A 23,320-nucleotide genomic window follows, 5' to 3' on the forward strand; every position below is an offset into this window, starting at 1 on the left:
GTCAACGTGCCTCTTCTGTATGGCCGTTGTGTCCGGACAGTGCAGGCGGCGTGAGGGGATTCATAGCGGTGACATCGCGCGGGGAGAGCTGGAAGCCCTGCCAGTGCACCGGCATCGGCTCCTGGTCCTCATCCCGGGCGATGTGGTGGAACCCGATGTTGACCCACACGATGGGGTGCTTGAGGGTCTGCCCGTTGACCCACTTGTCGACGCTCTTACCGGCACCGGCGCCGCAATTGCGCAGATTGTTGCTGGCGAACTGCTCACACTTGTTGTACTCGGTGAAGTAGACGTCGTGTTTGGTGAAACTACGCCCCTGGTACTTGGTGGTGTGGCCGGGAACGATCTCGTAGCTGCGCGGATGGCCGTCCTTGTTCTTGCCCGCCGTGCTGACCACGCGCCACCACCGCGCCGCCGCCGCGTCACCGGCCAGTTCCTTGCCGACCGGGGTGCGGGTGGTCTTGGTCTTCGGGATCCGCCCGGAGGTCGCGGTGGTCTTGGAGTCGTACTGCTCGACCTTGCTCTTGGGCGAGCCGTCCAGCCCGAAGTTCAGCCGCCAGAAGACGTTGTGGGCATGGCTGGTGGCGTAGTCCTTGGCGCCCTTGCCGATGGGCCAGCCGCGCCCGTCGCCCGCGTCGTAGTCCATCGGGGAGAGCGTGCCGGTGGCGCCGACCTGCATGGTCATGGTGCCGTCACCGGCGAATCGCCACTCGGTGATGTACTCGTACCAGCCGACCTGGTTGACGGTGTAGAGCAGCAGGTCCTTGCCCTGGAGCTGGTAGACCTTGTTCTCACCGCCGGCCCCGAAGCCGCCCTCGCCCATGCGGTAGGCGTGGCCGCGGGCCCGGGTGGTGGCGCACAGTCCCTTCACATTCGGATGGTCGGGGTCCCAGGCGTCGGGCACCCGGACGGTCTTGATGGTGCCGCCGGGACACTCGGCCGGGTCCAGTTGCTGCAGCCCCTGGGCGAAGCCCTGCCCGGTGAGGTCGTCGTACTCATTGCTGCCGTCGTCGTAGGGCACATGGATCTGGCCCAGCTTCGCCGAGGTCAGCACCTTGATCGGGGCGCTTTCGCCCTTGGGCTGGTACGAGACGTCGTCGAGTACCAGACCGGCCTTGCTCTCGTAGTGCCAGCACATCCGCCAGGTGGTGCCGCCGTCGAGCTTCTGCTCGATTCTGTACGGGGCGCTGCAGTCCGCCGCGGCGGCGGTCCGCGGGGCCGCCTGGGCGCTGCCGACCGGCCCGGCGGCGATCGCCACGGTGCCGATCAGCGCCGAGGCGCCAATAGCCGCCGCGGCCCGGACACGGGCGCGGCGGAGCCTGCTGTCAGGCATGGGGAGACTCCTGTAATGAAGCGTTGAGGTGGGTGCGAGACGCCAGTGCCGGGCCCTAGCCGAGCTTGGTGACCTTGTGGGCACTGAGATCGATCACCATCTGCCGGGTGTCGATCCAGGGGCCGTTCAGCACCCGGGTGAACAGCCGTACGCAGCGGTGCTTGCCGCAGTCCTGGACCGAGGCCGGACCGGGGTTGCTGCCCTCGCCGGCGCGGTAGACGAAGCCGGTGACGGTCAGCTGGTCCGGGCGGGTCAGCGCCTTGCCGGTGGCGTCCTTGAAGTCCTTCTTCAGCCCCTCGCCCAGCTTGTCGGCCATCAGCAGCCGCGCGGCCTCCACCACCTCGTCGCGGTTGGGCGGCGGCTGCACCCCGTGCTGGGTGTCGGTGCCGGTGACCTTGCCGCTGCCGAGGTCGACCGTCTTGGTGACGTAGGTGTCGTCCTTGTAGTCGTAGTACGTCACCTCGGCACGGCGCGGCGGGTCGGCGGCCCCCACCTCGTCGGGGCTCAGCTCCGCGAGGTCGGTGGAGAGCCGCTCGGGGCCCTTGGCGCCCTTGACGTCCTCGCTGCTCATACGGAAGTCGCGCCCGGCCGCGAGGCTCTGGGCGCGCTTCATCTCGTCGTCGGTCAGCGGATCGCGGCCGCTGCCGGTCTTTCTCTGCTCCGGCGCCTCTTCCACCACTCCGGGCTGCTGCCGGGCCGCCTGGCCCTGCTCCGCCGAGGAGCTCTGGGGTCCCCCACCCGAGCCTTCCTCACCGGACGCGCTCCCCGGGAGCGTCACACCGATCATGACCGCCGTGGCGGTGATCGCCACGGCCGCGCCGGCCACCACCTTGCCCAGGTGGCGGTGCATCACCTTGCGCACATCCTCCCCCAATCCCCCCTGTCGTCATATCGGACCGCATAGCGTGAAACGCGTATGCGTCAGGTCACCCGGTAGGACGAACCGAAATGGCCGTAGGTTGCCTCACTTTTGAGGAAGTTCTGTCGAAAGAGCGGATGGCTCCGGGCAGTTGGGAAAGGATGCAGGGTCGGTCAGGTTCCGTCCGGTGCCTGGGGTGCTCGCGACCCCCGGAGAAGAAGTGGAAGAGTCGACGTATGCAGGTCTGGCCGGGACAGGCTTATCCCCTTGGCGCCACCTACGACGGCGCCGGAACCAACTTCGCGGTGTTCTCCGAGGCCGCCGTCCGCATCGAGCTGTGCCTCCTGCACGACGACGGCTCGGAGACGGCGGTCGAGCTGCGGGAGTCCGACGCGTTCGTGCGCCACGCGTATCTGCCGGGGATCATGCCGGGGCAGCGCTACGGCTTCCGGGCGCACGGCCCGTACGAACCGGAAATCGGCCACCGCTGCAATTCCGCCAAGCTCTTGCTGGATCCGTACGCCAAGGCGATCAGTGGGCGGGTCGACTGGGGCGAGGAGGTCTACGGCTACCACTTCGGGCGGCCCGACAAGCGCAATGACCTCGACTCCGCACCGCACACCATGGCGTCGGTGGTGGTCAATCCGTACTTCGACTGGGGCGACGACCGCCCGCCGCGCACCGACTACCACCGCACGGTCATCTACGAGGCGCATGTCAAGGGGCTGACCATGCGCCATCCCCGGCTGCCGGAGGAGCTGCGCGGGACCTACGCGGCGCTCGCCCATCCGGCGATCATCGAACATCTGACCGAGCTGGGCGTCACCACGCTGGAACTGATGCCCGTGCACCAGTTCGTCCACGACCACCGGCTGGCCGACGCGGGGCTGGCCAACTACTGGGGCTACAACACCATCGGCTTCTTCGCCCCGCACAACGCCTACGCCTCCTGGGGCGACCGGGGCCAGCAGGTGCTGGAGTTCAAATCGGCCGTCCGGGCGCTGCACCAGGCGGGCATCGAGGTCATCCTGGACGTGGTCTACAACCACACGGCCGAGGGCAATCACCTGGGCCCCACGCTCTCCTTCCGGGGCCTGGACAACGCCTCGTACTACCGGCTGACCGACGACCGCCGGTACTACATGGACACCACCGGCACCGGGAACTCCCTGCTGATGCGGTCCCCGCACGTGCTCCAGCTGATCATGGACTCGCTGCGCTACTGGGTGACCGAGATGCATGTGGACGGCTTCCGCTTCGATCTGGCGGCGACGCTGGCCCGGCAGTTCCACGAGGTGGACCGGCTGTCGTCGTTCTTCGACCTGGTCCAGCAGGATCCGGTGGTGAGCCAGGTGAAGCTGATCGCCGAGCCCTGGGACGTCGGCGAGGGCGGCTATCAGGTCGGCAACTTCCCGCCCCTGTGGACCGAATGGAACGGCAAGTTCCGGGACACCGTGCGGGATCTGTGGCGCGGTGAGCCGAGGACGCTGGCCGAGTTCGCCTCCCGGCTGACCGGCTCCTCCGACCTCTACCAGGGCGACGGGCGGCGCCCGCTGGCCTCGGTCAACTTCGTCACCTGCCATGACGGCTTCACCCTGCGCGACCTGGTGAGCTACGACGAGAAGCACAACGAGGCCAACGGCGAGTCCAACCAGGACGGCGAGAGCTACAACCGGTCCTGGAACTGCGGCGTCGAGGGCGACACCGACGATCCGGCGGTACGGAAGCTGCGCGAGCGCCAGATGCGCAACTTCATCGCGACCCTGATGGTCTCCCAGGGCGTGCCGATGCTCAGCCACGGCGATGAGTTCGGGCGCACCCAGGGCGGCAACAACAACGCGTACTGCCAGGACAACGAGGTGTCCTGGGTGCGCTGGCCGGATCACGCCAAGGGCCAGGACGGCGAGTGGGAGGACCGCTCCGCGCTGGAACTGCTGAGCTTCACCCGCTCGCTGGTGTGGCTGCGCCGCGACCACCCGGTCTTCCGGCGCCGCCGCTTCTTCCACGGGCGTCCGGTGGAGGGCACCCATGACGAGCTGTCGGACATCGCCTGGTTCACCCACGAGGGAGAGGAGATGACCCCGCGCGACTGGCAGGCGGCGCACGCGAAGTCCCTCGCGGTCTTCCTCAACGGCAGCGCGATCTCCGAACCGGGGGCGCGCGGCGAGCCGATCACCGACGACTCGTTCCTGCTGCTCTTCAACGCCCACCACGAGCCGCTGGACTTCGTCGTGCCGATCGACCACGGCAAGCAGTGGCAGGTCATCGTGGACACGGCGGTGGCGGCGGGCGTGGAGCCGGGCAGCGGCTCGAAGGTGGCGGCGGGCGACCGGCTGACCCTGGTGGACCGCAGCCTGATGGTGCTGCAGCGGCCTGCCTAGGGCGGGGGTCTGCTCAGGTCGGGGGCCCGCCTGGGCCGAGGGGTTTGCTCACATCCGGGGTCCGCCTGGTCCGGGGGGGGTGTGCTCAGGTCCAGGGTCCGCCTGCGGGCGTCCGGCGCGTCCGTTCGGGTGCGCGGAGCTCTGAAGGGGCGCGTCGGGTGGGTACATACGTTCATATGACGGCTGACCCCGGCACACCCACCGCCACCTATCGCCTCCAGCTCCAGCCCGCCTTCCCCTTCGCGGCGGCGGAGCGAGCGGTGCCGTATCTGGCCTCGCTCGGCGTCTCCCATCTGCATCTGTCCCCCGTGCTGGAGGCGGTGCCCGGCTCCACCCACGGCTATGACGTGGTGGACCACTCCGCCGTCCGGTCCGAACTGGGTGGCGCGGAGGGGCTGCGCGCACTCGCCGGTACGGCGCGGGCGCACGGCCTCGGGCTGATCGTCGACATCGTGCCGAACCATATGGCCGCCCCCGCCCCCGAGCGGCTCAACGCCCCGCTGTGGGAGGTGCTGCGGGCGGGCCCGGAGTCGCCGTACGCGCGGTGGTTCGACATCGACTGGCGCGCCCACGGCGGCAAGGTGCTGCTGCCGGTGCTCGGCGGTCCGCTCGGCGAGGAGTGGGACCGGCTGCGGGTCGAGGACGGAACGCTGCGCTACTACGACCACGCCTTCCCGCTGCGGCCCGGCACCGAGGGACTGCCACTGGCCGAGCTGCTGGACGCCCAGTGGTACCGGCTCGGCTGGTGGCGGCTGGCCCGCACCGAACTCAACTACCGGCGGTTCTTCACCATCTCCGAGCTGATCGCGGTGCGGGTGGAGGACCCGGAGGTCTTCGCCGCCACCCATGCCACGCTGCTGGAGCTGGTACGGGACGGGGTCGTGGACGGGCTGCGGATCGACCACCCGGACGGGCTCGCCGACCCGGAGGGGTATCTGCGGCGACTGGACGAAGCGGTGCGGGCGGCGTCGGGAGACGGGGAGGGCGCGCGGCGGACCGCGCCGGAAGGCGGGGGTGGGCGAGGGATCGCGGCAGAAGGCGGCGGACGGCGGCGGACCGCGCCGGAAGGTGGCGGCGCCCGCTGGACCGTCGTCGAGAAGATCCTCGCCCGGGGCGAGCGGCTGCCCGCCACCTGGCCGGTCGCCGGGACCACCGGCTATGACGCGCTGCACCACATCGCCGGGCTCTTCGTCGACCCGGACGGTCTGGAGAAGCTGACCGCCCTCTACCGCGCCTTCGCCGCTCCCCCGGCCGACCTGGGCGGCGACTGGGCCGCCACGGTCCGCCGCGCCGCCCAGGAGGTGGTCACGCATGAGCTGGCCGCCGAGGTGGAACGGCTGACCCGCACCGCCTCCCGCATCTGCGCGGCCGACCCCCGGCTGCGCGACCACGCGCCCTGGGCGCTGCGCACGGCGATCCGCGAGCTGCTGGTGCGGCTGCCGGTCTACCGTCCGTACGCCGCCGTGGGCGGCCCGCCCGCGACGGACGCCGACGCGGTGATGCTGCGCTCGGCGGCGGCCGACGCCCGGGAGGCGTTCGCGGTGGCGCAGGAGGCCCAGGTGGTGCGGGTCGTGCGGGACGCGGCGCTGGGCGGGCTCGGGGACGGCCCGGACCACCGCGACTTCTGCGCCCGCTTCGCCCAGACGGCGGCCGCGCTGCGCGCCAAGTCGGTCGAGGACACCGCCTTCTACCGCTACGTCCCGCTGCTGTCGGCCGCCGAGGTGGGCGGCGATCCGGGGCGGCCGGCCGTGGCCCCCGGGGAGTTCCACGCCTTCGCGGCCCGGCTGCTGCGGGACTGGCCCGCCACCGGCACGGTGCTCTCCACGCATGACACCAAGCGCAGCGCGGACGCCCGCGCCCGGCTCACCGCGCTCACCGAATGCCCGGACTGGTGGGGGCGGACGGTGGAGGAGCTGACCCGCTCGGCCCCCGCCCCCGACCCCCATCTGGCCTGGACGGCCTGGCAGGCCGCGCTCGCGCTGGGCCACGGGGACGCCGAACGGCTGGTCCCGGCCGTACTCAAGTCGGTGCGCGAGGCGGGGCTGCGGACGACGTGGACGGAGCAGAACGCGGCGTACGAGGCGGAGGTGACCGCCTTCCTGGAGGCCGGACCCTGCGCGGCCGACCCGTCGACGTGGGCCGCGATCGGCGCCGAACTCGACGGTCCCGCGCGGGCCAACGCGCTCGGCGCCGCCCTGCTCCAGCTCACCATGCCGGGCGTTCCCGACCTCTATATGGGCACCGAGCGCGTCTATACGGCCCTCGTCGACCCGGACAACCGTCGCCCGCCCGAGCTGGGCGGCGAACCGGCCGACGGCCCGTCCGCCGAAAAGCTGCTGCTCACCCAGGCGGCACTGAACCTGCGCCGGGAGCATCCGGGGTGGTTCGGCCCCGGGAGCACGTATACGCCACTGCACGCCTCCGGTCCGTCCGCCGGGCACTGCGTGGCCTTCTTACGGACGGACAACAACAGTACGGACGGCTCGGACGGCACACCCGGTGGGGCCGTCACCGTGGTCACCCGGCTGTCGCGGCGCCTTGCGGAGGCGGGCGGCTGGGGCGCCACCCGGCTGCCGCTGCCACCGGGCCGCTGGCGGGACCTGCTGACCGGGCGGACCGCCGAGGGCTCCGCGGCACTGGACGAGCTGCTGTCCGGGCGTCCGGTGGCGCTGCTGGTCCGGATCTGACGGACCCCATCGGAACGGCCCGTTCAGCACCCTGTCCGACAGCACACCCGAACACTCCGCCTGACGCTCCACCTGGCGCCCCGCCCAACACTCCGCCCGACACTCCGCCTGACGCTCCGCCAGAAAGCCTGCGGCCTTCACGTCCTGAAGCATTTACAGCCGCCCGGTGGCGCGCTACGTTCACCAAGAAATTGGGAGCGCTCCCATGCCGACGGTTCCTGACCCGTTCACGTCGAAGGGAAAGCACGCGCAATGCCTCGACGATCACTGGCACTCGCCTTATCCGCACGCCCGCCGGGCGGCTCCCACGCGCGCAGGTCCGTACTGCTGGTCCTGCTCTCGGTCCTGCCCGCCCTGGGCCTTGTCTTCTTCTCCGGCGGCAGCGCCTCCGCACACGGCGCACCGATGGCACCGGGCAGCCGCACCTATCTCTGCTGGAAGTACAGCCTGTCCTCGACCGGTGAGGTCAAGCCGACCAATCCGGCGTGCAAGGCCGCGTACGACAAGAGCGGCGCGACACCGTTCTACAACTGGTTCGCGGTGCTCCGCTCGGACGGCGCGGGCCGCACCAAGGGGTTCATCCCGGACGGCAAGCTGTGCAGCGGCGCGGCCACCGTCTATGACTTCTCCGGTTTCGACCTGGGCAGCAAGGACTGGCCGGTGACCCATCTGACGTCCGGCAAGTCCATGCAGTTCTCGTACAACGCCTGGGCCGCGCACCCGGGGTCGTTCCGCAGCTATGTCACCAAGAGCCCCATCGACCCGACCAAGCCGCTCACCTGGAACGACCTGGAGGACCAGCCGTTCAACACGGTGACGAACCCGCCGCTGTCCGGCCAGGTCGGCACGGTCGACGGCAAGTACACCTGGACGGCCAATCTGCCCTCCGGCAAGAGCGGACGCCACATCATCTACACCGTATGGACGCGCTCGGACAGCCAGGAGACCTTCTACAGCTGCTCCGACGTGGTCTTCGACGGCGGCAACGGCGAGGTGACGGTCCCGGGCGCCAGCAGCGGCGGCGGTGGCAGCGACCCCACGGACCCGCCGGGCAACCCGCCGACGGCCTCCTGCGCCGCCACCCAGAAGGTGACCAGCACCTGGAACGGCGGCTACCAGGCCGAGGTGACCGTCGCCAACTCCGGTGCCACGCCCATCTCCTCATGGATGGTCGACTGGACGGTGCCGTCCGGGCAGCGGATCGACAGCGTCTGGAACGGCAAGCTGTCCACCACCGGCTCCTCGGCATCGGTGACGAACGCCGACTGGAACGGCTCACTGGCCGCCGGGGCGTCGACGACCTTCGGCTATACGGCCGGCGGCGGCTCTCCTGACACAACGGCCGCGCCAATCTGCATGGTGCACTAGTCTGCGTCTCACACCGGTCCACGCAGGTGCTCCGACCCGCTCATTGATCTGTCAGGTGCACCTCATCCCGCGCGCCGGTCTGCCGCCCCTTCCCCCTCGCGGGCGGCAGACCGGCCCCGCCCCGGAAAACCCTGTGGACACGGAGACATCGGCGCCCATAGAGTGCGGGCACGCCCTTGATCAAGGAAGGAGGCGAGAGCAATGGACATCACGACGTTTCCGCGCTCCCGCCCCCTGTCCCCCGGGCGTACCCGCGTCTGATCACACATCGTCTGATCACACATCGTTCGATCAGACATCTGCCGATCAGGCATCCGACCGGGAGCGCATCACTCTCCTGGAAGGAATTCCATGACCGATCTGGTCATCCGTCCCCTCACCGAGGGCGACGCCCAGCTGTTCCATGACCTGCAGGTGCCCGCGCTCGTCGGGCGGGCCACTCTCGGCCACACCTACGCCACCGTCGGCCAGGGCGGCGAGTACCGCCCCGACTGGACCTGGGTGGCGCTGCGCGAGGGGCGGGTCGTGGCCCGCGCCGCGTGGTGGGCCGGGCCGGAGGACTCCGCGCCCATCGCCCTGGACTGGTTCGACTTCGCCGAGGGCGAGGCCGACGCCGCCGCCGAACTGCTGCGCACCGCACCGCTGCGCACCGAGTACAGCCTGCTGGCCCCGCCCGGCTGGCGCGATCGGCCCGAGGTGCGGGCCGCCGCCCAGGCTCGTATCGACGCCGCCATGGCGGGCGGGCTCGAGCCCCTGGTCGAACGCTACCGCTATGAGTGGACGCCGGAGTGCGGACTGCCCGCCCGCCCGGGGCGGCTGGAGTTCCGGCCGGAGCCCGATGACGCGGTGATCGAGGACGTGCTGCGCCGCATCATGCCGGGTTCGCTCGACGCCCATGACCGGCGCGCCATCGCCCGGGGAGGTGTCGACGCCGGGGTGCGCGAGCTCATGGACTTCTTCGCCTGGTGCCCGTCGCCGCGCGAGTGGTGGCGGCTGGCGTGGACGCCCGAGGGGGAGCTGGTCGGCATACAGGTGCCCGCGCGCAACCCCAACGGCCCGTGCGTGGGCTATGTCGGGGTCGTCGCCGAGCAGCGCGGCCACGGCTACGCGTACGACCTGCTCGTGGAGTGCACCCACGACCTGGTGGAACGGGGGGCCACGAAGATCGCGGCGGCGACGGACCAGCCCAACCTGCCCATGGCCGCGCACTTCGCCAGGGCGGGGTATCCCATCACCCAGGAGCGCATCGACCTCATCTGACCGATGTCGCCCCGCCACTGACCGATGTCGCCCCGCTGCGCCGTCGGCGGCGCGTCCCGCAGCATGGTCGAGGACCATAGCCGGGTCGAGGACCGTCGCCGGGTCGAGGACCGTCGCCGGGTCGAGGTGAGGAGACGCCAGTGCTGTTCGAGGTGTGGGCGCCGCACGCCGAGCGGGTCGGGCTCCATATGGACGGGCGGGACCGCCCCATGGAGCCCGACCCGGGCCGCCCGGGGTGGTGGCGGGCCGAGGCCGAGGCCGGGCCCGGCACGCGGTACGGCTTCGCGCTCGACGGCGGCCCACCGCTCCCCGATCCGCGCTCCCGCCGCCAGCCGGACGGCCCGGAGGGGCTGAGCGCGGTGGTCGACCACTCCCGCTTCCGCTGGGGGCGGGAGTGGTTGGGGCGGCCGCTGCCCGGCGCGGTCCTCTACGAGCTGCACATCGGCACCTTCACCCATGAGGGCACCTTCGACGCGGCGGCCGAACAGCTGCCGCACCTGGCCGAGCTGGGCATCACCCATGTGCAGCTGATGCCCGTCTGCCCGTTCCCCGGGACCCATGGCTGGGGGTACGACGGCGTGGCGCCCTGGGCGGTGCACGAGCCGTACGGCGGGCCGGAGGGACTGGCGCGCTTCGTGGACGCCGCGCACGGGCATGGCCTGGGCGTAGTCCTCGATGTGGTCCACAACCATCTGGGCCCCTCCGGGAACCACCTCCCGGCCTTCGGGCCGTACTTCACCGACGCCCACCAGACCCCCTGGGGCGCGGCGGTCAACCTGGACGCGCCCGGCTCCGACGAGGTGCGCGCGTACTTCATCGGCAGCGCGCTCGCCTGGCTGCGCGACTTCCGGCTCGACGGGCTGCGGCTGGACGCGGTGCACGCGCTGCGCGACACCCGGGCCCGGCACTTCCTGGCCGAGCTGTCGGCCGCCGTGGACGCGCTGGCCGCCCGCACCGGGCGTCCGCTGTTCCTCATCGGCGAGTCCGATCTCAACGATCCGCGCACCACCGCCCCGCGCGAGGCGGGCGGCCACGGTCTGCACGCGCAGTGGAACGACGACTTCCATCACGCCCTGCACACATTTCTCACCGGTGAGCGGCAGGGCTACTACGCCGACTTCGCCGCCGAGGGGCCCGGGGCCCTGGTCAAGACGCTGATGGGCGGCTTCTTCCACGACGGCACCCACTCGGCGTTCCGGGGCCGCCGCCACGGCAGTCCGCTGAACACCCACTCCACCCCCGCGAACCGGCTGCTCGGCTACGCCCAGACCCATGACCAGGTGGGCAATCGGGCGGTCGGCGACCGGCTCTCCGCCCGGCTCTCCCCCGGGCTGCTGGCCTGTGCGGCGGCCGTGGTGCTGTGCGCGCCCTTCACCCCCATGCTCTTCATGGGCGAGGAGTGGGGCGCCCGCACCCCCTGGCAGTACTTCACCGACCACCAGGACCCGGAGCTGGCCGAGGCGGTGCGGTCCGGCCGCCGCCGGGAATTCGCCGCCCACGGCTGGGCGGCGGGCGATGTGCCCGACCCCCAGGACCCGGCCACCCGGCTGCGGTCCTGCCTCGACTGGCGGGAGCCGGAGCGGGAGCCGCACCGGGCGCTGCTCGACTGGTACCGCCGGCTGATCGCCCTGCGCCGCGCCGAACCGGCCCTGACCGACCCGACCTGGTCGTACACGGGCCTGTCCTCCGGTTCGGACGGCTGCTTCAGCTTTCAGCGCGGCCCGCTGCGGATCCTGCTCAACCCGGGCGACCGGCCGGTCAAGACCTGGCTCGGGCCCCGGACCGGCGAGGTCACCGAGGTGGTGGCCGCCTGGCGGCGAGTCGAGCTGCCGGGCCCGGACGGCATGCTGAGGCTGCCGCCCGAGACCGCCGCCGTGCTGCGCTGCGGCTCACGCTGAGGCGCCCGAGGCTCAGGCCGGGGCGCCTGAGCCTCTCCGCGGGCTCAGCTCCCCCGGGGTCAGCCCTCCTCGGGGCTCAGCCGCAGCGAGATGGAGTTGATGCAGTACCGCTGGTCGGTCGGGGTGGGGTAGCCCTCGCCCGAGAAGACATGGCCCAGGTGGGAACCGCAGCGGGCGCACCGCACCTCGGTGCGGACCATGCCGTGGGTGCGGTCCTCGAGCAGTTCCACGGCCGAGCTCTCCGCCGGGTCGTAGAACGACGGCCAGCCGCAGTGGCTCTCGAACTTCGTCTCCGAGCGGAAGAGCTCAGCCCCGCACGCCCGGCAGGAGTAGACGCCGACCGTCTTGCTGTCGGTGTACTCACCGGTGAAGGCACGCTCGGTACCGGCCTCCCGCAGCACGTGGTACTCCTGCGGTGTCAGCTCCGCGCGCCACTGCTCCTCCGGCTTGTCGATCTCGTACGCCATGGGGACGGACCTCCTCAGTTCTCCGGGCTCTGCAGGCGGGCGAGGATCTCCGGACCGAGGTCGGTCACATCGCCGGCGCCCATGGTGAGAACAAGGTCACCGGGCTTCGCCATTCCGGCGATCAGCTCCGGCACCGCCCGCCGGTCGTGCTCGGCGGTCACATCCGCCCCGTGACGGGCCGCGGCGTCGATGATCAGGGCGCTGGTGACGCCGGGGACCGGGTCCTCGCGGGCGGGGTAGATGTCCAGGACCACGGAGGCGTCGGCGAGCGCGAGCGCCTCGCCCATCTCGGTGCCCAGCTCCTGGGTGCGGCTGAACAGATGCGGCTGGAAGACCACCAGCACCCGGCCCTCCCCGGCTCCGCCGCGGATCGCCTCGAGGTCAGCGGCGATCTCGGTGGGGTGGTGGGCGTAGGAGTCGATCACCTGCACCCCGGCCGCGACACCCTTGAGCTGGAGCCGCCGCTTGACGCCCGTGTACGAGGCGAGGGCGGGGGCCAGTTCGGCGGCCGGGACGTCGAGGGCGGCGCCCGCGGTGAGGGCGGCCACGGCGTTGAGCGCGTAGTGGCGGCCGGGGACGGAGACGGTGAAGGTGAGCTCCGCACCGCCCAGGGACTCCGCGAGCCGTACAGTGACCTCGCTGGTCAGCCCGTGCGGCTCGATGGCCAGGACCCGCACGTCCGCACTCGCGTCCGCGCCGTAGGTGAGCACCCGCAGCCCGTCGCGCCCGCCGACCCGGGCGGTCAGCTCACGGGCGCCGGGGTGGTCGGCGGAGATCACCAGCGCGCCGCCGGGCCGGACCCGGCCGACGAAGGTGTCGAACGACTCGTAGATCTCGTCCATCGAGGCGTAGTTGGCGTGGTGGTCCAGCTCCACATTGAGGATGATCGCCACCTCGGGCGCGTACTTGTGGAAGCTGCGGTCGCTCTCGTCGGCCTCGGCGACGAAGATCTCGCCCGCGCCGTGAGCGGCGCTGGAGCCGGGAGCGTCCAGGTCGCCGCCGATGACGTACGACGGGTCCAGGCCGAGGGTGCGCAGCGAGACCGCCAGCATCGAGGTCGTGGTCGTCTTGCCGTGGGTGCCCGCGACCGCGATCGGCCGGGAGCCGTCCATCAGCGCGGCGAGCGCATCGGAGCGGTGCACCACCGGAATGCCGCGCTCCCGCGCCGTGACCAGCTCAAGGTTGTCGTCGCGAATGGCGCTGGAGACGACGACGCTGGTGGCGTCGGCGGCGAGGTTCCCGGCGGAGTGGCCGATGTGCACCGTCGCGCCGAGCTCACGCAGCGCCCCGACGATCGGCGAGTCCTTGGTGTCGCTGCCCGAGACCCGCGCGCCGCGCATGGCGAGGACCTTCGCCACGCCCGACATCCCGGCGCCGCCGATGCCGATGAAGTGCGGTCGATCCAGCGTGTCGGAGGCGGTGCCGGCCGGTGCCATGTACGGGTCTCCCCTGGTTCGCGGTGTGTGCTGTCGGCCCGATTCTCGCACCCCCGGCGGCCCGCCCCCGCCGATGGCCGCGGAGGGGCCGGGGCGGGGGCTCAGCCGCTGGGGCCGGGGCTCAGCCGCCGGGGCCGGGGCTCAGCCGCCGGGGCGGGGGCTCCGCCGCCGGGGCGGGGGCTCCGCCGCCGGGGCGGGCCGGGGCCGGGGCTCAGCCGCCCGCGGAGGGCTGGTCCTCGTCCACCGCGTGCGCGAAGAGCTTCAGCACCGGGACCCCCACCTTGTGGCGCGCCCGCGAGGCCCAGTCCCGGTGGAAGAACTCCTCCACGAAGTGCGGAGCGGTGAGCACGATCACCTCATCGGCCCGGGTCTCCTCCACCACCCCGCGCAGCACCTCCAGCGGATGGCGCTGGACGACATGGCCCCGGGCCCGGCTCCCGGCCGCCTCGAGCGCCGCCACCGAGTGGGTCAGCGCCCGCTCGGCGGGCTCGAGCGCCTCCTTGCCCTCCGGCTCCTCCCCCTCCTGGGCGGCCTGCTCCAGCTCGCCGAGGGCGATGTCGTCGATCGCGCGCAGCAGCCGGTCCTTGCTGCCCCGGGGTTGCATCAGGACGACGAACGAGACCGGATCATCGCCGTGCAGGGTGGTGACGAATTCCACGTCGGCGGGGGTCAGGGGCTTCTCAATCATCAATACGCTCGTGAACACGGCGGATGCCCTTCTCCTTCGCGATCCCATTCGCGGGTTTACGGACGTTTTTATGAGTTATTGGTAAATCCGACGGTAGCGGGTGAAAAGAAACCCGGCTTCCTCCAGAACGGAAGCGAGAGTGAAGCGTTCCGGTTCCCCCAGCACCGGGCCGTTCATGATCCGCTTCGCGTCCCCCGCGGTCACCAGGGGGGCCACCGCCAGACAGAGTTCGTCCAGCACTCCGGCCGCCGCGAACTCCGCCAGCAGCGTGGGGCCGCCCTCGGTGAGCAGCCGGGTGTGGCCGAGCTCCGCGAGCGCGGTCACGACCGCCGCCGCGTCCACCCGCCCGGACGGCCCCGCCCCGGCGAAGACCACCTTCACCCCCGCCGCGCGGGCCGCTTCGATCCGCTCCACCGCGGCCGTCGCACCCGTGATCACGATCGTCGGGACCAGCGGCTCGGTGAACAGCGGCTGCGAGAAGTCCAGGTCCAGGCTCGCGCTCACGACGGCGATCGCGGGCGCGGGCGGCTGGCCGAGCGCCGCCCGCCGCTCGGCGAACGCCTCCCGGGCACGCGCCGGGCGGTAGCCCTCGCGGCGGACGGTCTCCGCGCCCACGACGACGGCGTCGGCGAGCCCGCGCAGCACCCCGAAGATCCGCATGTCCGCGTCGGAGGACAGGGGCTTCGACCGGCCGTCGTGATGGGCCGCCCCGTCCAGCGAGGACACCATGTTCGCCCGTAGCCAGGCGCCGGAGGGGCCGCGCGGCGGCTCCGGATACGCATAGGCGTCGGCCAGTTCGCCGAGGGCCCATTCACGGTCTTCGGCAGGTGTTTCGGCAGGTGTTTCTGCGGGTGTTTCGGCAGGCGCGGGGACAGGCAGGGGGAACAGGCGTCGCATAGGCCGCAGTGTGACATGCCTCCCTCTCGGACAGTGGTCGGGTGAAGAGCGACTACCCTGGACATCCGTGTCTGCACCAACCACCGCATCCGGCTCGGCAGGCCGTATAGCCGCCGAAGCCCCCGCAGTCCCCTCAGCCCCCGCAGCTCTCACCGCCCGTGCACCGCAGGTTCCGGCGGAGCGCATGGTCGCCGAGATGGTGCCGCCGCCCCGCTTCGCCACCGTGAGCTTCGACAACTACATCACCGACCCCGGCCAGCCCAGCCAGGCCGAGGCGGTCGAGGCGCTGAGAGACTTCGCCGCACGGCTCGGCGACGGCGCGGACGCGAAGGGCGGGCGCCGCAGGCACTGGTTCCGCCGGGAGGCCAAGCCCGCCGCGAGCGGCGGCCCGCGCGGGATGTATCTCGACGGCGGCTACGGGGTCGGCAAGACCCATCTGCTGGCCTCCCTGTGGCACGCCACCCCGGCCGCCCCCGAACTGAAGGCGTTCGGCACCTTCGTGGAGCTGACGAACCTGGTCGGCGCGCTCGGCTTCCAGCAGACCGTGAAGACCCTGGGCGGGCACCGGCTGCTGTGCATCGACGAGTTCGAGCTGGACGACCCGGGCGACACGGTCCTGGTCTCCACGCTGCTGGGCAAGCTGGTCGAGGCGGGCGTGGCGCTCGCCGCGACGTCCAACACGCTGCCCGGCAAGCTGGGTGAGGGCCGGTTCGCCGCGGCCGACTTCCTGCGCGAGATACAGGGGCTGTCCGCCCACTTCCGTACGCTGCGCATCGACGGCGAGGACTACCGCCACCGCGGTCTGCCCGCGGCCCCGGCCCCGCACTCCGACGAGACGGTCACCCGGGCCGCGCACCGCGTCCCCGGCGCCTCCCTGGACGACTTCCCCGACCTGCTGGACCACCTCTCCCAGGTGCACCCGAGCCGTTACGGCGCGATGTGCGACGGCATCCAGGCCGTCTGCCTGACCGGGGTCGCCCCGGTCCCCGACCAGTCGACCGCGCTGCGGCTGGTGGTGCTGGCCGACCGGCTCTACGACCGCGAGGTGCCGGTGCTGGCCTCCGGGGTGCCGTTCGACCAGCTCTTCAGCGAGGAGATGCTGAGCGGCGGCTATCGGAAGAAGTACTTCCGGGCGATATCCCGGCTCACCGCCCTCGCCCGCGACGCGAAGGGACTGGCCGACGCGTCGTACGAGCGCTGATCGGACGATTCCCGCGCATCGTTGATCGGACAATTCCCGCGCATCGCTGATCGAATGGTTCCCGTGCACTCACCCGCGTGATACACACATCCGGTCATCTTCTCTGTCCGCCAGCAGGGAGTTACCGCATGTCAGCGACACGACGTCAGCTTCTCGGCCGCACCGGCGCGCTGGGGGCCTCCATCGCCTCGATCGCCTTCACCGGCAGCGTCTCCGAGCTCTTCGCCGGGACGGCCGCGGCCGCCGAACCGGATGCCCCACCACTCGGCCGGGGCGGTTACGGCCCCCTGGTCCCCGACCCCGACGGGCTGCTCGACCTCCCGGAGGGATTCCGCTACCGGGTGCTCTCGCGCGAGGGCGACGAGCTCCGCTCCGGCGAGGGCAGGGTCCCCAGCCACTGCGACGGCATGGCCGCCTTCCCGGGCCGCGCCGGCGGCCACCGCGGCCGTACGCATCTGGTCCGCAACCATGAGAACCGTAAGGACGCCGCGATCCGCGTCCCGGCCGTGAACGGCCTCACCTACGACCCGATGGGCATGGGCGGCTGCACCGCCCTGGAGCTCGACTCCGGCAACCACGTACTGTCCGAGCGGGTGGCCATCGCGGGCACCGCGGTCAACTGCGCGGGCGGCCCCACCCCCTGGCACACCTGGCTGACCTGCGAGGAAACCGAGGATCGGGCCGGTACGAACGGCTACACCAAGGACCACGGCTTCATCTTCGAGGTCGACCCCTACGATCCGCGCCGCACCGGCGCCGTCCCGCTCACCGCCATGGGCCGCTTCCAGCACGAGGCCATCGCGGTCGATCCGCGCAACGGCGTCGTCTACGAGACCGAGGACGCCTTCGAGAAGCCCTTCGGGCTCTTCTACCGCTTCCGGCCGAAGAAGCCGCTCGGCGGCATCGGCTCGCTGCGCGCGGGCGGTCAGCTGCAGGCGCTGCGGGTGCCGGGAGTGCCCGATCTGTCCACCATCCAGGAGCCGGGCACCACCTTCGACCGCGTCGAGTGGGTGGATGTCCCCGACCCGCTCGCCCGCCAAACCCCCATCCGCTTCCAGGACTTCGGCCCAGGAGGCATCACCCACGCCCAGAAGCTGGAGGGGTGCTACTGGGGCGGTACGTCGGTCTACTTCGTCTCCAGCTTCGCCAAGAGCGCGGACGGCTCGGCGGCCGACCACTTCGGCCAGATCTGGCGCTACGACCCAGACCGGAGGCGCCTCACTCTGGTGATCGTCTTCGGCCCCGAGACGGATCTCCAACTGCCCGGCGAGTCCCCCGACAACATCACGCTCGCCCCCAGCGGCGGCCTGATGGTGTGCGAGGACGGCAACGGCGCGCAGCATGTCTTCGGGGTGACCCGGCGCGGCGAGGTCTACGCGATGGCGCGGAACCGGCAGGCTCTGACATCGGCCGCTACCGCGGCGGGCGGCACGCCGGAGGAGCCGGAGTGGGGCGAGTTCGCGGGCGTCACCTTCGCCCCGGACCGCCGCACGATGTACGTGAACTGCTACACCCCGGGCACGACGTTCGCCGTGACGGGGCCCTGGCGTCGTTGAGCGCTCCGATCCGCTCGGCGCCGGTGCCCGGACGGCGCGGCTAGCCGGAGCAGGCGGTGCGCTGGGCCTCCTGCCATTCGCAGACGGGGCACAGCGTCGCTCCGGGGCGCGCGGCGGGGTACTCGGTGGGCTCGCCGCACTGCACGCAGTCGGCGTACGGCGGGCCCTCGGGAAGTTCCGTACGGTCGTCCATGCCCCGAACCCTACGACCGGCGGGAGCTCAGCGCGCAGGCCAGCGCGGTCGCCCCGGCGGCGGCCGCGCCGGTCAGGGCCAGGGGCAGCAGGGGCATCGGCACGGTGCCGCTGTGCGAGCCGTCGACCAGCCCCGACACCGCCGCGTTCGCGGGCGAGGCACCGGCCACCGACACCAGCAGCGCGGCGAGCAGCGTGGCCGGGATCGCCCAGCCGGGGCGGCGCAGCAGCGGCCGGTTGCACAGCGCGCCGACGGCCGCGCCGAGCAGGGCGCACGCGACCGCGGTGAGCAGCCCGGAGACGGTCGCCTCGGGCACGGGGATCTCGTGCAGGTGGTCCGCGGTGTGCGGGTCGCTGACCGCCGCGACGAACAGCGTCCCGGCGGTGCCGAGCACCAGCGCCGCGCCCAGCGCGGTCAGCACCGAGGCGAGGTGCACCCGGCCCGGCCCCACCGCCGCCGATGCGCAGTCGCGGGCCGCGGCGGGCTCCTGGGTGACGCACACCCGCACCAGCCAGGCCGCGACGGGCAGCAGCGCGGCGGCGGCGTAGCCGAGCGAGTCGAGGATCGGCTGCCCGGTCCGCACCCCGATCCCCAGGAACGCGGCGTAGAGCAGCAGCGGTGGCAGCCAGCGGTGCGAGCGGGCCAGCAGGGCCGCCTGATAGCGCAGCAGCGCGGTCATGCCTTCTCCTTCGCCCCTTGGGCGGGCTCCTGGGTGTCGTTGTCGTCGATGGCCGTCACCGCGCGGATATGCCAGGGCGGGTCGGCGGTCAGGAGGGTGCGGAGCAGACCATCGGAGTCGGCGACGCCGACCTCGACCGTCAGCCGTACGCCCCGCCCCGCCGAACCGGCGCCCGCGCGCTGGTGCGCGGAGCCGCCTTCGCGCACCACGGCGCCCGGCAGCCCACCGGGCGGCCCGGCCCCCGGCGCCCCTTCGGCCTCCACCCGCACCCGCGGCCCGACGGCGGGCCCGCCCTGCGCCACCGGCGGCCGAACCGCGCCGTCCGCCCGCGGCCGAACCGTGCCGTCCACCGGCGGCCGAACCGCGTCGCCCACCGGCTCCAGCCGGGTCTCGGTGACGCGCAGGACGCGGTCCGCGACCCCGGCCAGGCGACGTGGATCATGATCGACGAAGACGACCGCCCCGCCGTCGGCGACGCGCTCGGCGACCGCCGTGTCCAGCACTCCCCGCGCGGCCTGGTCGAGGCCGGTCCACGCCTCGTCCAGGACCAGCAGGCCAGGCGCGGCCAGCAGCGCCTGGGCCACGGCGATCTTCTGGCTGGTGCCCTTGGACAGCTCGGCGAGCGGGGTGCCGGCGTAGCCGTCGGCGCCGAACCGCTCCAGCCACTCCCCCGCCCCGCGCGCCGCCACGGCGCGCGGCAGCCCGTGGATCCGGCCCAGGTGGGTGAGGTAGCCGAGGGCGGAGAAGGGCAGCTCGGCCGGGAACCGCTCGGGGACGTAGGCGGTGGGCGGGCGGCCGGTGATCCGGCCCGCGCTGGGGGCGTCGATTCCGGCGAGCAGCCGTAGCAGCGTGGACTTGCCGCTCCCGTTGCGCCCCTGGATACGGGTCAGCGAACCCGGCGGCACCTCGAGATCGACACCCCGCAGCACCCAGGGTCCGCCCAGGCCGTAGCGGCGGCCGACTCCTCGCAGTCTCATGCCGGTTGAGCATAGGCGCGCCGCTCGGCGCGGGGCGGCCCTCGGCGCGCGGAGGGCCGCGGGGGTCCTGGGTGTGCTGTCCGGCGGATCGTCACGGGTCCGCGACGCCTGGCGAGGCTCCTACGGCTCACGGCGCGAAGATCCCGGACCCGGCCTGGTGGCGGTCCTGGCACACTTGGCGCGTGACCAGCACCGACGCCGACACCGAACCCGGCACCCAGACAACCGCTCACCAGGGCACCGGATCCGGCGCCCGCAGCAGCCCCTTCCGGCACGCCGAGATCGACCGGGACGCCGCGCCACAGTTCGTCCTGCCGCTCGTGGTCCGGATCGAGAAGACCGCGCCCCCGGCGCGTACGGACGCACTGGAAACGGCGGCCCGCGCGGTGCTGGTGCTGCTGTCGGACGAGCGGGCGACGGCCGCCGACGGCGAGTGGGCCCAGGCCGTACGGGACTGGCAGGACGCCCGGATCCGCAAGGTCGTACGGCGGGCGCGCGGCGCGGAGTGGCGGCGCGCGGCCGGGCTGCCGGGCATCACGGTCACGGGCCGGGCGCCCGACCCGGCCACAGCCGAGGACGTGAACGGGGGCGGGGGCGGGGACGGGGACGGGGACGGCGGGGCTTCGCCGACGGCCGCCGAGGTGCGGGTGTTCCCGCCGGTCCCGCTGGACGGCTGGCCCAAGGAGCTGGCCAAGCTCCAGGTCTCCGGCACCGACCTGGACGACTCCGAGCCGCCGTCCGCCCCCGACCCCAGCGGTCCGGTGCTGTGGCTGAGTCCCCAGGTGGAGATGTCGGCGGGCAAGGCGATGGCCCAGGCCGGGCACGGCGCCCAGCTGGCCTGGTGGGAACTGGACGACGCGGCGCGGGCGGCCTGGCGCGAGGCCGGGTTCCCGCTGGCGGTGCGCACGGCGTCGGCCGAGCGGTGGGACGAGCTCACCGCGAGCGGCCTGCCGGTGGTGCGCGACGCGGGGTTCACCGAGATCGCGCCGGGGTCCTGCACGGTCGTGGCGGACCACCCGGCGCTGCGGCGGCGGTAAGGCCCTCCGCGACGCCGGGGCCCGGGGAACCCGAGGGACGCCGGGAGTCGGGGTCTCCGAGGGACGCCGGGGCTGGGGAGCCCGAGGGACGCCGGGGCCCGGGGAGCCCAAGGGCAGACAGCCCCCGGGCTCCCCTCCACGCCCGGGGTAGCTATCCCTTGCGGCGGCGGATCGCGCGGGTGACGACCGGCGGGAGCACATCGGCGGCGAACCGCCGGACCGCGGTGGGGCGGCGCGGTGCGGGCTTGGACGCCGGTGCGGTGGGCGCGGAACGCGGCTCGGGAGCCGGGTCGCGCGGCTCATGGACGAAGCGGGAGGTGGGCGGGGTCGGGTTCGCGGGCTTCCCCGAGAACCGCAGCACCCTGCGGCCCGCGATCTCCTGCACGCTGGTGTGCATCCCCTTGCGCCAGCCCTCGTCCGCGAGCATCTCGTCCTGGAACGGCTCCGGGTCGCCCCAGGTGCCGTAGAGCTTCTGCGTGGACAGGCAGATGGGCCGCAGGCCGCGGGTGAACACCGCCTCCCAGGTCGCGGCGGCCACGCCGGGGGTGTGCTCGGAGCGGAAGTCGTCGAGGACGACGAGACCGTCGGGCACCAGCGTGTCGTGCGCGGTGTCGATGTCGCCCGCCACGTGCTCGTACAGATGCGAGGCGTCCACGTGGATGAAGCGGCAGGTGTTCGCGCCGACGTGGTCGGGCACGACGGAGGTGGGGCCCTGGATGACGTTCGGCAGCTCATCCCAGAAGGCCAGGTAGTTCTGCTCGAAGGCAGTGCGGGTCAGGGTGGAGTACGACTTGCGTGCCTCCGCCGCGTTCTTCTCGTCCGGCGCCTCGGCGTCGAAGAGGTCACAGATCGTGTAACGCTCGTTCGCCCGCAGATAGGCGGCGGTGAAGATGGCGCTCTTGCCCATGTAGGCACCCATCTCCATCAGGTCCCCGCGCTGTCCGAGGCGCTCCTGGCGGCTCAGAAAGTGGTCGAACAGCACTTGGTCAAGGCTGGGGAACCATCCCTTGACGTCATTGAGGCAGCGGGGACGCTGGGCCGCGGGGGCGGTGGTGACCGTCATGTGGCTCTCTGTTCGTCGATGGCGGCGGTCTTGAGAGACGTGTCCGGTTGAACGTGTCCGTTTGAACGTGTCCGGGAGCCCCAGGAGGACTGGCCTCGGGGACGGGGTCCCAGGGGACGCGAGTGGCCGCCACGGTCGCAGTGAAAGGCAACGTCGGACCGTCTCTCTTGTGACCATCCTGTGACCACGCCTCCTCCGGAAGGTCTTACGGGGCGGTGACGGAACGGCGCGGACGCGGGCTTCGCCGCCCGTCCGGGCCTAGCGTCGGCCCCATGCGCGTACTGGTCACCGGAGGTGCGGGCTTCATCGGCTCGCACATCGTCACCGCCCTCGTCGAGCACGGCCACGAGCCTGTTGTCCTCGACGCCCTGCTTCCCGCCGCTCACCCGACCGCCACCCGTCCGGTTCCGCCATCCGTGGACGGGGAGTGGGTGCACGCCGATGTGCGGGACCGGGAGGCGGTCCTCGCGGCGCTGCGCGGAGTGGACGCCGTATGCCACCAGGCGGCGATGGTCGGCCTCGGCAAGGACTTCGCGGACGCCCCGGCCTATGTGGGCTGCAATGACCTGGGCACGGCGGTGCTACTGGCGGCGATGGCCGAGCGCGGGGTGCGCGCACTGGTCCTGGCCGGGTCGATGGTCGTCTACGGCGAGGGGCGCTACGACTGCCCCCGCCACGGCCGGGTCCGCCCCGGCCCGCGCGCCGAGGCGGATCTCGCGGCGGGCCGCTTCGACCCCCGCTGCCCCGAGTGCGGCGCCCCGCTGCGGTCCGGCCTGGTGGCGGAGGACGCACCGGCCGATCCCCGCAATGTGTACGCGACGACGAAACTGGCCCAGGAACATCTGGCGGCGGCCTGGGCCCGTTCGGTGGGCGGCCGCGCGGTGTCGCTGCGCTACCACAATGTGTACGGGCCGGGGATGCCGCGCGACACCCCCTACGCGGGCGTCGCCTCCTTCTTCCGCTCGGCCCTGGCGCGCGGCGAGGCGCCCACGGTCTTCGAGGACGGTGGCCAGCGCCGGGACTTCATCCATGTCCGCGACGTGGCCGCCGCCAATGTCGCCGCCCTGGAGGCGGCGCCGGACGTGGTGGCCCCGTCCGCGCTGACCGCGTACAACACCGGCAGCGACGACCCCCACACGGTGGGCGAGATGGCCACGGCCCTGGCCACGGCCTTCGGCGGCCCCGCGCCCGTGGTGACGGGCGGCTACCGCCTGGGCGACGTACGCCACATCACCGCGTCGTCCCGCCGGATCCGCGACCAGCTGGGCTGGCGCCCGGCGGTCTCGTTCCACGAGGGCATGACCGAATTCGCCCACGCCCCGCAACGAGCGGGAGTGTGA

The 23,320-nt window shown here is 72.5% G+C and carries 19 protein-coding genes; 9 read left to right on the plus strand and 10 right to left on the minus strand.

The features are described 5' to 3' along the window. Nucleotide 1: 1 nt before the first annotated feature. A complete protein-coding gene (locus tag NP777_RS41305; protein ID WP_256655324.1) occupies nucleotides 2–1,333 on the minus strand; it encodes a copper amine oxidase in 1,332 nt (443 codons plus the stop codon). A 55-nt stretch (nucleotides 1,334–1,388) separates the two neighbouring features. After that, on the minus strand, nucleotides 1,389–2,183 hold the full coding sequence (locus NP777_RS41310; protein ID WP_256655340.1) for a Tat pathway signal sequence domain protein: 795 nt from the start codon (nucleotides 2,181–2,183) through the stop codon (nucleotides 1,389–1,391). Between the two features lie 245 nt (nucleotides 2,184–2,428). Between NP777_RS41310 and glgX the strand changes: the two genes are divergently transcribed. The 5 genes from glgX (at nucleotide 2,429) to treZ (ending at nucleotide 11,786) form a co-directional block, all read left to right on the plus strand. Continuing rightward, a complete protein-coding gene (gene glgX / locus NP777_RS41315) occupies nucleotides 2,429–4,573 on the plus strand; it encodes a glycogen debranching protein GlgX (RefSeq protein ID WP_256655325.1) in 2,145 nt (714 codons plus the stop codon). A gap of 176 nt (nucleotides 4,574–4,749) precedes the next feature. After that, nucleotides 4,750–7,260 carry a malto-oligosyltrehalose synthase gene (treY, locus tag NP777_RS41320; protein WP_256655326.1) on the plus strand — a complete coding sequence of 837 codons (2,511 nt, stop codon included), beginning with the start codon at nucleotides 4,750–4,752 and terminating at the stop codon, nucleotides 7,258–7,260. A 252-nt stretch (nucleotides 7,261–7,512) separates the two neighbouring features. Continuing rightward, nucleotides 7,513–8,628, plus strand: coding sequence for a lytic polysaccharide monooxygenase (locus NP777_RS41325; protein ID WP_256655327.1), 1,116 nt, complete (start codon nucleotides 7,513–7,515; stop codon nucleotides 8,626–8,628). 351 nt (nucleotides 8,629–8,979) lie between these two features. Next, nucleotides 8,980–9,888 (plus strand): GNAT family N-acetyltransferase, encoded by a 909-nt coding sequence (locus NP777_RS41330; RefSeq protein WP_256655328.1) that lies wholly within the window; start codon nucleotides 8,980–8,982, stop codon nucleotides 9,886–9,888. A 140-nt stretch (nucleotides 9,889–10,028) separates the two neighbouring features. Continuing rightward, on the plus strand, nucleotides 10,029–11,786 hold the full coding sequence (gene treZ, locus NP777_RS41335; protein WP_256655329.1) for a malto-oligosyltrehalose trehalohydrolase: 1,758 nt from the start codon (nucleotides 10,029–10,031) through the stop codon (nucleotides 11,784–11,786). Between the two features lie 59 nt (nucleotides 11,787–11,845). Here treZ and msrB read toward each other — a convergent pair whose 3' ends face one another. The 4 genes from msrB to NP777_RS41355 all read right to left on the minus strand — a co-directional run bounded on the left by msrB (nucleotide 11,846) and on the right by NP777_RS41355 (nucleotide 15,274). After that, a complete protein-coding gene (msrB, locus tag NP777_RS41340; protein ID WP_256655330.1) occupies nucleotides 11,846–12,253 on the minus strand; it encodes a peptide-methionine (R)-S-oxide reductase MsrB in 408 nt (135 codons plus the stop codon). 14 nt (nucleotides 12,254–12,267) lie between these two features. Next, nucleotides 12,268–13,689, minus strand: coding sequence for a UDP-N-acetylmuramate--L-alanine ligase (gene murC, locus NP777_RS41345; RefSeq protein ID WP_256655331.1), 1,422 nt, complete (start codon nucleotides 13,687–13,689; stop codon nucleotides 12,268–12,270). A 211-nt stretch (nucleotides 13,690–13,900) separates the two neighbouring features. After that, on the minus strand, nucleotides 13,901–14,377 hold the full coding sequence (locus NP777_RS41350) for an indole-3-glycerol phosphate synthase (protein WP_256655332.1): 477 nt from the start codon (nucleotides 14,375–14,377) through the stop codon (nucleotides 13,901–13,903). Between the two features lie 75 nt (nucleotides 14,378–14,452). After that, nucleotides 14,453–15,274 (minus strand): pyrimidine reductase family protein, encoded by an 822-nt coding sequence (locus NP777_RS41355; RefSeq protein WP_256655333.1) that lies wholly within the window; start codon nucleotides 15,272–15,274, stop codon nucleotides 14,453–14,455. 106 nt (nucleotides 15,275–15,380) lie between these two features. Here NP777_RS41355 and zapE point away from each other — a divergent pair, with 106 nt between their 5' ends. Both zapE and NP777_RS41365 read left to right on the plus strand, forming a co-directional pair. Next, nucleotides 15,381–16,475, plus strand: a complete 1,095-nt coding sequence (gene zapE, locus NP777_RS41360) for a cell division protein ZapE (protein WP_256655341.1) — start codon at nucleotides 15,381–15,383, stop codon at nucleotides 16,473–16,475. A 128-nt stretch (nucleotides 16,476–16,603) separates the two neighbouring features. Next, complete coding sequence (locus NP777_RS41365) at nucleotides 16,604–18,031, plus strand: PhoX family protein (protein ID WP_256655334.1); 1,428 nt, start codon at nucleotides 16,604–16,606, stop codon at nucleotides 18,029–18,031. Nucleotides 18,032–18,071: 40 nt separating this feature from the next. Here NP777_RS41365 and NP777_RS41370 read toward each other — a convergent pair whose 3' ends face one another. The 3 genes from NP777_RS41370 to NP777_RS41380 are packed head-to-tail and all read right to left on the minus strand — an operon-like array spanning nucleotide 18,072 to nucleotide 19,880. Beyond that, nucleotides 18,072–18,224: a hypothetical protein gene (locus NP777_RS41370; RefSeq protein WP_256655335.1), complete on the minus strand. Its 153-nt coding sequence runs from the start codon at nucleotides 18,222–18,224 to the stop codon at nucleotides 18,072–18,074. A gap of 10 nt (nucleotides 18,225–18,234) precedes the next feature. Continuing rightward, entirely contained in the window at nucleotides 18,235–18,903 is a 669-nt protein-coding gene (locus tag NP777_RS41375; protein ID WP_256655336.1) for an ABC transporter, read from the minus strand. Continuing rightward, nucleotides 18,900–19,880 (minus strand): ABC transporter ATP-binding protein, encoded by a 981-nt coding sequence (locus tag NP777_RS41380; protein ID WP_256655337.1) that lies wholly within the window; start codon nucleotides 19,878–19,880, stop codon nucleotides 18,900–18,902. Before NP777_RS41380 ends, NP777_RS41375 begins: the two co-directional genes overlap by 4 nt. A gap of 182 nt (nucleotides 19,881–20,062) precedes the next feature. Here NP777_RS41380 and NP777_RS41385 point away from each other — a divergent pair, with 182 nt between their 5' ends. Then, a complete protein-coding gene (locus NP777_RS41385) occupies nucleotides 20,063–20,917 on the plus strand; it encodes a peptidyl-tRNA hydrolase (protein ID WP_391858678.1) in 855 nt (284 codons plus the stop codon). Nucleotides 20,918–21,068: 151 nt separating this feature from the next. Here the strand turns inward: NP777_RS41385 and NP777_RS41390 are convergent, their stop codons facing one another. After that, nucleotides 21,069–21,980 carry a class I SAM-dependent methyltransferase gene (locus tag NP777_RS41390; protein WP_256655338.1) on the minus strand — a complete coding sequence of 304 codons (912 nt, stop codon included), beginning with the start codon at nucleotides 21,978–21,980 and terminating at the stop codon, nucleotides 21,069–21,071. 272 nt (nucleotides 21,981–22,252) lie between these two features. Between NP777_RS41390 and NP777_RS41395 the strand changes: the two genes are divergently transcribed. Next, nucleotides 22,253–23,320 carry an NAD-dependent epimerase/dehydratase family protein gene (locus NP777_RS41395; RefSeq protein ID WP_256655339.1) on the plus strand — a complete coding sequence of 356 codons (1,068 nt, stop codon included), beginning with the start codon at nucleotides 22,253–22,255 and terminating at the stop codon, nucleotides 23,318–23,320.

The sequence above is a fragment of the Streptomyces rugosispiralis genome, assembly GCF_024505145.1.
Lineage (GTDB): Bacteria > Actinomycetota > Actinomycetes > Streptomycetales > Streptomycetaceae > Streptomyces > Streptomyces rugosispiralis.